Consider the following 6,916-nt stretch of genomic DNA (forward strand, 5'->3'; position numbering starts at 1 on the left):
CGCAAAGGAGAGATTTGGTGAATTTAGAAATAGGAATATCTTTAGGTATCTATTTTCTAGCAATGATTTTAATAGGATTATACGCATATAGGAAGACGTCTGATTTATCGGATTATATGCTTGGTGGCCGCGGGCTTGGCCCGGGTGTGACTGCCCTTTCGGCAGGCGCGTCGGATATGAGTGGATGGATGCTGATGGGATTGCCTGGGGCGATGTATACAACTGGGTTATCCAGCGCCTGGCTTGCCATTGGTTTGTCGATCGGTGCTTATTTGAACTACTTGATCGTCGCGCCTCGCCTTCGCGCCTACACAGAATTGGCAAATGATTCGATTACCATCCCCAATTTTCTTGAAAACCGCTTTTCTGATCGAACAAAAGTCCTCCGATCCGTTTCAGCGCTTGTCATCATTGTTTTCTTTACGCTTTACACTTCTGCTGGATTAGTATCCGGGGGCACTCTATTTGAGTCAGCTTTTGGCCTGGATTATAAATGGGGATTATTCCTTACAGCCGGGGTCGTAATGGTCTATACATTGTTTGGCGGTTTTCTTGCTGTAAGTTTGACGGACTTTGTCCAGGGCTGCATCATGTTCGTTGCCCTCGTACTTGTGCCTGTTGTCGCTTTTACGGATCTTGGAGGTACAACAGAAGTAATGGACAGCGTCAAGAATATTGACCCATCCTTAATGGATATCTTCAAAGGAACATCCGTGCTTGGCATTATCTCGTTCCTGGCTTGGGGACTGGGATATTTCGGCCAGCCGCACATCATCGTCCGTTTCATGGCGATTAATTCTGTCGATGAACTCAAGCCTGCCCGCAGGATCGCGATGGGTTGGATGGTCATTTCCATCATCGGCGCTCTAGCTGTTGGTCTTGTCGGGATCGCTTATGTATCACAAAACAATTTGACTCTTGGCAATCCGGAAACGATTTTCATCTTGTTCTCGAATATTCTTTTCCACCCATATATCACTGGATTCTTGCTTGCCGCGATTCTGGCAGCGATCATGAGTACGATTTCCTCGCAATTGCTTGTGACTTCCAGTGCTTTGACGGAGGATTTTTACAAAGCGTTCTTCCGCCGAGATGCCTCTGATAAAGAATTGGTATTCGTTGGCCGTTTAACTGTATTATTAGTGGCAGTAGTCGGAATTGCGCTTTCCTATACGCCGAACAATACGATTCTATCCCTTGTCGGAAACGCATGGGCAGGCTTCGGTGCCGCGTTCGGTCCTGTCATCTTGCTTAGCCTCTACTGGAAACGCATGAACCGTTGGGGCGCCCTGGCGGGAATTATCGTCGGAGCCGTGACAGTGATGGTATGGATCAGCATACCGGGATTATCGGAATTCCTATATGAAATGGTACCAGGCTTCTTCCTGAGCCTAATCGCCGTTGTCGGTGTAAGCCTGGCAACAAACAAACCACGCAAAGAAATCATAGCCGAATTCAAAGAAATGGAAAACGAAATAGCCGGTTAATGAAGCAAGGGGTGAAGCAAGGGGACGGTTCTCGTGCTTCAAATAAAAGAAGGTTCTTTCTCGATCAGCCGGGAAGGAACCTTCTTTTTTAATGCTTGAATGCAGGGGTTTAATCACATCAATCCGATTTTCAAAATGAGCCCATGGTGTATCTCTGGGATGCGATGCACATCTCTTTCGCTGTCGAAGCCTTCCTTCCGGTCAGCAACCAGCTGCCATCTCCCGCGACAAGCACCACCATAGTATTTGCGGTATTGATCTGGTTTGGGATTTTCCGGGATATCCCTCCAGGCCAGGGAGCTCAGGGATGTGCAGCTGCGTGTTTTGCAGGAGGACAGGACAATGCCTGTCCAGCCGATCGGATGATAGAGAAAGGACTTCCCCCGGCCGCAGTCCTTGAATGTGAAGGCAAGTGAAGCAGGAGAACCGTCCCTGTGCTCCACCTGCGCTCCACCCCTCTGCTTTTTAATCAATCGTTTGATTGGTTAGTTGTTGTTCGGCGAATTGTTTGTAGAGGGGGTGTTTTTGGATGAGTTCGTTATGGGTGCCGGTGCCTGTGATTTGTCCTTTTTCGATGAAGATGATTTTGTCGGCATTGACAATCGTGGACAGGCGGTGCGCGATGACAAAGGTGGTCCTTCCTTCCATCAATCGGCTCAGTGCCTGCTGAACGATGGTTTCTGACTGGCTGTCGAGGCTCGCGGTTGCTTCATCCATCATTAGGATTTTCGGATCGCGCAAGAAGGCGCGCGCGATGGCGATCCTTTGCCTCTGTCCGCCCGACAGCTTGACGCCGCGTTCACCGACTTCGGTATCGAGGCCGTTCGGGAACTCCTTGATGAAATCCTCGGCATAGGCCATCCTTGCTACTTCCCATAAGCGTTCATCGGAAATAAGCTCTGCTTCCTCCAATCCGTAGTAGAGATTTTCGCGTATCGTTCCGGCCATCATTGCGCTTTCCTGGGGAACATATCCGATCTGGCTTCGCCAGGAAGCAAGTGAAAGCTGCTGGATGGACGTGCTGCCGATGCGGATTTCTCCTTTTGTTGGTTCGTAAAATCGTTCCAGCAATCCGAACATCGTTGTTTTCCCGCTGCCGCTTGGGCCGACCAACGCGATCATCTGGCCCGGCTGAGCCTCGAAGGACACATCTTCCAATACAGGTTCCCCTTCACTGTAGGAAAAAGTGACATTTTCAATTGTAATCGGTTCGCCGCTGATATCCATTTCAATTCCATTCCGGCTTTCTTCAAGCTGTTCCTCGAGAATGCCGATGATCCTCTCTGTTGCTCCTTTCGCTTTTTGCAGCTGAGTGAAAAACATCGCGAACGAGGTGATCGGCATGATAATCTGGAATAGATAAAGAAGGAAGGCGACAAGGGAACCTGTCGACATCGTGCCATTTGCGACACGCATACCGCCGTAGCCGATGATCATGACGACTACGACCATGATGACAAGATACATGATCGGGCCAATCAGTGCGAATATCCGCGCTTCCCTCAATCCGTACCTGAGCAGGTTTTCTATTCCCTTCAAGCCTTTGGCTTCTTCAATATGTTCAGCAGTGGATGCCTTCATCAGCCGGGTTTCGCCGAGCGTCTGGGTGATATGCCCGGTGAAAGTCGCTGTCTCATCCTGAAGGCCACGCGAAATCTTTGCCATCTGCCGTCCGAGCGGAATCATGATCGCGAGCGTGACCGGCACAGAAACGAGCATCAACAGCGTCATTTTCCAGTCCATCACGAGTAAAATGACAATCGCGCCAATGATGGAAATGATGCCGGTAACGAATTGCGGAAAGTGATTGGTGATCAGGTCCCTGACGATGCTCGTGTCATTGACGACCCTGCTGACGGTTTCGCCGCTCGATTGCTTGTCAAAATAGCGGACCGGCAAGCGGATCAGTCTGACCCACATCCGTTCACGAAGCCTGGCCACAACCTTTTGGCCGACAAAGCTTAGCAGGTAAATCGAGATCCCGTTAATCACTGCCTGAACGATGAAGGCAGCGGCAATGCCGACGATTAAGGGTGTGCTAAGTGATTCAACCGCGAAGCCATCGACGAGATTTTTCGTAAGCATGGGAACGAGCAACCCGGCCAGCGTTGTGAGGATACTTGCCAAGAGCCCTGTAAACAAGGCTGCCCTGGGGATATCTGTCGACAATATTAGTGAGAGGAAAGGCTTTAAGCCCTTTTGCTGTCTATCCATGAAAAACTCCTTATCTGGAATGAAAACTCACTTTCATTATATCATGGGAGTAATAGGAAATCCGTTATCTGCGCGGATGGGAATGCTGTATATTGAATGAACGTGCCCAAACAGAACGAAGGTATTCAAACAGAACAAACATATTCAAGCAGAACGAAGGTATTCAAACAGAACAAACATATTCCAACAGAACAGACATATTCAAACAGAATGAATGTGCTCAAACAGAATGGACGCACTCAAATAGAACGAACATGCTCCAACAGAATGATAGTTCTCAAACATGATTAAACGTGCTCCAACGGAATGAACATGCTAAAACAGCATAAACGTCCTAAAACAACATCAGAAACAGGGGGTTACCAGAATGGAAAAGATAAACCATTTATACCGTAAGAGGATCGGTTTTCCAGAGGATGAAACGCTCACTTTCAAGAACCTGCCAGTGGTTCTTGAAAAAACGGCAATGACCATTCCTTTTGAAAACTTTTGTGTCATCGCCGGAGATCAAAGTGAATTGAATGAACAGTCGGTAACGGAGAAAATCCTCCATCGGAACGAGGGTGGGCTGTGCTATGAGCTGAATGCTATGCTGTATCTTTTTTTGAAGGAAAATGGATTCGATGTCCAGCTTTTCCGCGGTGTCGTCTTTGAGCAGGCGAGCAATAGCTTCACGCCGACGGGCCGGACGCATGTAACGATTCTTCTGAACCATGAGGGCGGCAAGTACCTCGTTGATACAGGCTTCGGCGGAAATGTGCCGCTGCAGCCAGTGCCGCTTGATGGAACTGAGGTTTCCACACGTAATGGCGAATATCGGGTGAAAAAAGAAGATAGTGAATACGGGGACTCATTGCTGGAACTGAAGCTGAAGCATAAGGACCCTGGCTGGAGAAAAGGGTACGCCTTTGACACTCAAAAACCAGTTGAGGACTTCGATGAGTTGAATGAAGTCAAGGAAATCATCACTTGGCATCCTGAATCACATTTTCGCGAGCGACCGCTGATGACAAAATTCACCGAGGACGGCACCATCACCCTTACCGAAGCCAGTTTTACACAATGGAAAAATGGCGAGATGACAAAGGAAGAGATCAGTCCTGAACAGTTTGAAAAACTTTTAAAGAAGTATTTTTAATGAAGTATCGAAGAGAAATGGGTCTAACTATTGAGGCAGCAGGGAAAGCCTTTGCCAGAACCTTCGGCTTTTCGGCTTGCAACACTTATTGGTCTGGAAGCATATGGCCAGGCACAGGCTATTCCTACCTGCAGGTTGGCCTAAAGTGATAAGGGACAAGATCGGATTGATAGGGAGCAAATGAGTAAAACAAACCTATTATTCTTCCAAAGGCTGCTTTCTAGGATAGAATGATAGTAGAAGCCATCTAATTTACATGAGGAGTTGGGGGACCATGCAATGGAAAGAGATGAACAGGACAAGCCCTTTCGATCCAGCCGCTTCAAGTTTGCAGATTAAATATAAAGATGATGCGAATACGATTGCTGGGGATATTGTTAAAGCGGTCAACCAATATAACAGCAGGTTGGATGAGGATTACGAGGTCGGTTTGATGCTTGCTTCGTTCGGCCAGACGGTGACGGTCAATATCAAAGCAATCGGCTATGAAGGGGCTAAATTGATCAGGTTCATTGGAAATATAAACGGGACGGGTGCTCCGGTTGAATTATTCCAGCATGTAAGCCAGCTGAACTTCCTGTTGATCTCCTTGCCGCGGCATAATAGGGAAGAGCCGAAACAACAAATTGGGTTCATCCAGGAATGATTTTTGGAAGCATGGAGGCAGTTCTTATGTATGATGAGGACGGTCCCTGTGCTTCCTTTTATTTTCCTGATTCCTGCAACGTTCGGTTCAATTAGTAGATTTTTCTGTGTTATCGGTGGACTTGGCCATGTTTTCCCGTTAATTTTGTAGTAGTTTTCCAGCTTGGCAGTTTGCCAGGCTGATCCTACAAAATGAGGAGGAGCAAAATGTTCGAAGGTGCAGCTTTTAAAAAGGTCTTTTCAAAGGGTATGATTGCGGCAGCTGTTTTGACAGCGGGCAGCCTGCTTTTTTCGGGAATGCCTTTTTGGCCGGAAGCTTCCGATGTAAAGGCAGCAGACACTGCCTACACGGTCACAGCGGATGTGTTGAATGTGCGTTCCGGCGCAGGTAAGCATTTTTCAAAAATCGGCAGCGTGAAGCAAGGTACAAAACTTCAAATCATCAAGGAACAGGAAAACGGCTGGTACCAGATATCCTTCAATGGCAGAACAGGATATGTCAGCGGGGAATATGTGTACAGCCCAGCGGTGACGCATGAAGTGAATGCGGACAGGCTGAATGTCCGGAGCGGACCGGGGATTCGGAATGGAAAAATCGGAATGGTGGAAAGAGGCACAGAACTGACTGTCATACATACTGAAAACAATGGCTGGCACAAGGTTGCATATAATGGGGAGACAGGCTTTGTCAGCGGCAAATATGTTTCAACGAATGGCGGCCAAAAGGACAAGCGGATCGATGTCCCCTTGATTGCCCAGCGTCCTGACCTGCCAAGCGGCTGTGAGGCGACCTCGCTCGCGATGGCCCTTCACTATTACGGTAAGCAAGTAGATAAAAATACGATTGCGCAGGAATTGCCTTACGATACGGCAGAGCTTGTCCGCAATCCGAATGGGACCATCAAAATGTGGGGTGATCCTGAAGTGGGGTTTGTTGGGACGCCATTTGGCAATGGCTACACAATCAATCCAGACCCGTTGAAAAAAGTGCTGGATCGCTACCGTCCAGGCGGCCTTGCTTTGACAGGGAAAGATTTCTCGGAGATCGAGCAATATGTTGCCGAGGGGAAGCCGGTTCTTGTCTGGTTCACAATCGACTATGAGCAGCCGGATGCCCGCGAATGGAAAACACCGGCAGGGAAGAAGATCAACGCTGCGAAGCCGCTCCACAATATTGTCGTAACCGGAGTCGACGCAAACCACGTCTATTTCAACGATAGTGAAGCCGTGAAAAAAGACATCAAGATGGATAAGGCCAAATTTATCAACGTCTACAACGCGATGGGGAAAAGGGCATTGGTGGTGAACTGATTGGAGAGCATTTGCGAAATTTCGCAGATGCTTTTTTCAGTTTCGCGTGCCCAGGCAAGCCGTTAATTGCTAGTTGGTGAAAGTCCAATCTGAGTAAGTGCCAAGACGCTCAGTAGCTGAC

The 6,916-nt window shown here is 48.2% G+C and carries 6 protein-coding genes; 4 read left to right on the forward strand and 2 right to left on the reverse strand.

Annotation, left to right across the window (positions count from 1 at the left end; translation table 11 throughout):
- The first annotated feature begins 17 nt into the window (after positions 1-17).
- Positions 18-1,487, forward strand: coding sequence for a sodium/proline symporter PutP (gene putP, locus JJQ88_RS16240; protein WP_210367087.1), 1,470 nt, complete (start codon positions 18-20; stop codon positions 1,485-1,487).
- Positions 1,488-1,600: 113 nt separating this feature from the next.
- On the opposite strand, the gene JJQ88_RS16245 is transcribed toward putP, so the two are convergent.
- Both JJQ88_RS16245 and JJQ88_RS16250 read right to left on the reverse strand, forming a co-directional pair.
- Complete coding sequence (locus JJQ88_RS16245) at positions 1,601-1,930, reverse strand: hypothetical protein (protein ID WP_210367088.1); 330 nt, start codon at positions 1,928-1,930, stop codon at positions 1,601-1,603.
- Positions 1,931-1,952: 22 nt separating this feature from the next.
- On the reverse strand, positions 1,953-3,701 hold the full coding sequence (locus JJQ88_RS16250) for an ABC transporter ATP-binding protein (protein WP_210367089.1): 1,749 nt from the start codon (positions 3,699-3,701) through the stop codon (positions 1,953-1,955).
- Between the two features lie 367 nt (positions 3,702-4,068).
- On the opposite strand from JJQ88_RS16250, the gene JJQ88_RS16255 reads away from it, so the two are divergent.
- The 3 genes from JJQ88_RS16255 (at position 4,069) to JJQ88_RS16265 (ending at position 6,795) form a co-directional block, all read left to right on the forward strand.
- Positions 4,069-4,839: an arylamine N-acetyltransferase family protein gene (locus tag JJQ88_RS16255; RefSeq protein WP_210367090.1), complete on the forward strand. Its 771-nt coding sequence runs from the start codon at positions 4,069-4,071 to the stop codon at positions 4,837-4,839.
- Positions 4,840-5,113: 274 nt separating this feature from the next.
- Entirely contained in the window at positions 5,114-5,485 is a 372-nt protein-coding gene (locus tag JJQ88_RS16260; RefSeq protein ID WP_210367091.1) for a DUF6173 family protein, read from the forward strand.
- Positions 5,486-5,691: 206 nt separating this feature from the next.
- The gene (locus JJQ88_RS16265; protein WP_210367092.1) at positions 5,692-6,795 is read left to right on the forward strand and encodes an SH3 domain-containing protein; all 1,104 of its coding nucleotides are present in this window, start codon (positions 5,692-5,694) and stop codon (positions 6,793-6,795) included.
- Positions 6,796-6,916 lie beyond the last annotated feature (121 nt).

It is taken from the genome of Bacillus sp. REN3 (assembly GCF_017912555.1).
GTDB lineage: Bacteria > Bacillota > Bacilli > Bacillales > Cytobacillaceae > Mesobacillus.